Annotated in this window: 3 protein-coding genes; all 3 read right to left on the bottom strand. The window is 75.9% G+C overall.

Features of this window, described 5'->3' with window-relative positions; translation table 11 throughout:
• The coding region (locus AE652_RS37930) for an ATP-binding protein (protein ID WP_049659867.1) at positions 1-1,167 on the bottom strand (1,167 nt) is incomplete at its 3' end.
• Between the two features lie 100 nt (positions 1,168-1,267).
• Positions 1,268-2,782 (bottom strand): cobyric acid synthase, encoded by a 1,515-nt coding sequence (locus AE652_RS37925; RefSeq protein WP_049659866.1) that lies wholly within the window; start codon positions 2,780-2,782, stop codon positions 1,268-1,270.
• Positions 2,779-3,486: CobD/CbiB family cobalamin biosynthesis protein (locus AE652_RS37920; protein ID WP_049659865.1), on the bottom strand; the 708-nt coding region annotated here is incomplete at its 5' end. The genes AE652_RS37925 and AE652_RS37920, both read right to left, overlap by 4 nt.

Raw genomic sequence — 3,486 nt, 5'->3', positions numbered from 1 at the left:
CTCGGGGCCGGCGTCGGACGGCTCGGGCGCGCCGCCGCCGTCGGGGCCGCCCCCGTCCGGGCCGCCCTCCGGCCCGTCGCCGCCTCCGTCATCACTGCCGCCACCGTCGCCATCCGGGCCGGGCCCGTCGTCCTCGGGCTCCGGCTCCTCCTGCTGGGCGTGCTCCTCCAGCGTCCGGTCCAGCTGCTCCTCGTCCAGCCCGGGCGCGTCGAAGGGGTTGCGGCGACGGCGGTGCGGCAGTGCCAGCTGGGCGGCCTTGCGGACGTCCTCCTCCAGCACCTCGGTGCGCCCGTCCCAGGCGGCCAGCGCGACGGCGGTGCGGGCCATCACGATGTCCGCGCGCAGCCCGTCCACCTCGAACGCGGCGCACACGGCGGTGATCTGACGCAGCGCCACATCGGTCAGCTCGACCTTGGGCAGCAACTCCCGTGCGGCGGTGATGCGTTCGGCGAGCGCCCGCTCCTCCTCGGCGAACCGCGCGGCGAAGCCGGCCGGGTCCGCGTCGTACCCGAGCCGGCGGCGGACCACCTCGGCGCGCTCGGCCGGGTCCCGGGTGGCGGCGATCTCGACGGTCAGGCCGAACCGGTCGAGCAGCTGCGGCCGCAGCTCGCCCTCCTCCGGGTTCATGGTGCCGACCAGCAGGAACCGGGCCGCGTGCCGCACCGACACGCCCTCGCGCTCGACGTACGAGCGGCCCATCGCGGCGGCGTCCAGCAGCAGGTCCACCACGTGGTCCTGGAGCAGGTTCACCTCGTCGATGTAGAGCACGCCGCGGTGCGCCCGGGCGAGCAGGCCGGGCTCGTAGGCCTTGACGCCCTCGGCCAGCGCCCGCTCCAGGTCGAGCGAGCCGACGATCCGGTCCTCGGCCACGCCGACTGGCAACTCGACCAGCTGGGAGGGCCGTTCGGAGGAGGACGGGGAGTCGTGCGGCCCGTCCGGGCACTGCGGGTCGGGCGCGGCCGGGTCGCAGGCGAAGCGGCAGTCGTCTACGGTGGCGATGGACGGCAGCAGGCCGGCCAGCGCGCGCACCATGGTCGACTTCGCGGTGCCCTTCTCGCCGCGCACCAGCACGCCGCCCACGGCCGGGGAGACCGCGTTCAGCAGCAGTCCGAGCCGCAGGTCGGCCATGCCGACGATCGCGGTGAACGGATAGCGGACGTCACTCATGCCGTACCCCAGTCCTGTCGTGCCTGACTCTGTGATCGTGCCCGGCCCTGCCGCCCCGCCCGGTTCGGCGGTCCTGCCCAGCCCTGCGTCCGTGTCCGGCTCATGCGTCACTCCCAGGGGCCCCGGGCGGGAGGAACGGCAGCGATCCGGCCGCCGGCACCCCGCCCTCGATCAGCTTCCACAGCGCGTCGGTGTCCGCGTGCTCCTCGATCAGGTCGCCCAGCCGGTCCAGCCGGGCCTCGCGCGCCGCGGCGAAGGAGGTGTCCGGCGCCGGGACGAACGCCCGGCCGGACAACTCGGCGACCTCGCGCAGGAGTTCGCGGCGGAACCCGTCGTTCTCCAGCGCGCCGTGCCAGGTGGTGCCCCAGACCGGGCCGACCCGGCAGCCGTCCAGGAAGGGACTGCCCCCCTCCACGGTCACCACCCCGTGGTGGATCTCGTAGCCCTCGACCCGCTGCCCGAACGCCTCGCCGACCGGCCGCGCCAGCACCTTCTCGACGCCGAAGCGCACGTGCGTCGGCAGCAGCCCGAGACCGTCGACGGCGCCCGCCTTCGACTCGACCTCGTCCACGATCGAGTGCGCCAGCATCTGGTAGCCGCCGCAGACCCCGAGGACCGGCAGTCCGGCCGCCACCCGCGCCTTCAGGGCCGGCTCCAGGCCGCGCTCGCGCAGCCAGGCGAGGTCCGCGACGGTGGCCCGGGTACCGGGCAGCACCACCAGGTCGGCGTCGGCCAGCTCCTCCGGCCTGGTCGCCCAGCGGACCAGCACACCCGGCTCCTGCGCGAGCGCGTCCATGTCGGTGAAGTTGGACAGCCGGGGGAAGCGCACCACGGCCACCCGCAGCACGTCCGCGCCGAGCGGCCCGGGCCCGTCCGCCCGGTCCGCCACGGTGGACAGGTCCAGCGAGTCCTCGGCGTCCAGCCAGAGCCCGGGCAGCATCGGCAGCGTGCCCAGCACCGGACGGCCGGTCAGCTCGTGCAGCATCTCCAGCCCGGGCGCCAGCAGCCGCGCGTCGCCGCGGAACTTGTTGACGAACCAGCCCGCCACGTGCCGCTGGTCCTCCGCCGACAGCAGTGCCAGCGTCCCGTACATCGCCGCGAAGACCCCGCCGCGGTCGATGTCCCCGACCACCACCACCGGCAGGGCGGCGGCCGTGGCCAGGCCCATGTTGACGATGTCGCGGTCGCGCAGGTTGATCTCGGCGGGCGATCCCGCGCCCTCGCAGACCACCACGTCGTAGCGGCCGCGCAGGTCGGCCAGGCACTCCAGGGCGCGCTCCAGCAGGACGGGCTTGCGCTCGCGGTAGTCCAGCGCGCCGACCTCGGCCACCGGCCGGCCGAGCAGCACCACCTGGCTGCGGCCGTCCGCGCCCGGCTTGAGCAGCACCGGGTTCATCGCCGCCTCCGGCTCCACCCGGGCGGCCTGCGCCTGCATCGCCTGGGCGCGGCCGATCTCGGCGCCGTCGGCGGTGACGAAGGAGTTGAGCGACATGTTCTGCGCCTTGAACGGCGCGACCCGCACGCCCTGGCGGGCGAGCCACCGGCAGATCCCGGCCGTCACCACGCTCTTGCCCGCGTCCGAGGTCGTCCCCGCGACCAGCAGTGCGTTGCTCATGCCCGTCCCCTCTTCTTCAGCAGTGCCCGCAGCAGGACGTGCCCCGCGACCGTCGTACCCAGCGCCAGTGCGCCCACCCGCCGGGAGAGCGCGCAGGCCCGCTCGATGTCGTCCACCGTCACCGGCCGCAGCTCCGCGCCCAGGACGGGCCGGTGCTCCACCCGCTCGCCGTACCGCAGCGTGCCGCCCAGTCGGACGCCCACCGCGCCGGCGAACGCCGATTCGGCCTGGCCCGCGTTCGGGCTCGGGTGCGCGGAGCCGTCGCGCCGCCAGACCCGCCAGGCGGTCCGGGGCTCGGGGGCGGCGGCCACCGTCAGCAGCGCCGTCAGCCGGGCGCCCGGCCAGCCCGCCACGTCGTCCAGCCGGGCCGAGGCCCAGCCGAACCGGGCGTAGCGGGGCGAGCGGTGGCCGACCATGGCGTCCAGGGTGTTCACGGCGCGGAAGGCCAGCAGGCCGGGGGTGCCGGCCAGGGCGCCCCAGGTCAGCGCGTTCACCACGGCGTCGGCGGTGTTCTCGGCCACCGACTCGACCACCGCCCGGGCGATCTGCTGCCCGTCCAGCGCGCTCGGGTCCCGCCCGCACAGGTGCGGCAGCCGCTCCCGGGCGGCGGCGAGGTCGCCGGCGGCCAGTGAGCGGCCGATGGTGCGGGCCTCCCGGGTCAGCGAGGTGCCGCCGAGCACCGTCCAGGTCGCGGCCGCCGCCAG

The sequence above is a fragment of the Kitasatospora sp. MY 5-36 genome (assembly GCF_001182915.1).
Lineage (GTDB): Bacteria > Actinomycetota > Actinomycetes > Streptomycetales > Streptomycetaceae > Kitasatospora.
The sequence above is the reverse complement of the archived record's forward strand: the minus strand, read 5'-3'. Positions and strand labels throughout refer to the sequence as shown.

Bases quoted from the DNA above. Each gene is read 5' to 3' on its own strand.
- AE652_RS37925 (WP_049659866.1), bottom strand. From the start codon at position 2,782: ATGAGCAACGCACTGCTGGTCGCGGGGACGACCTCGGACGCGGGCAAG.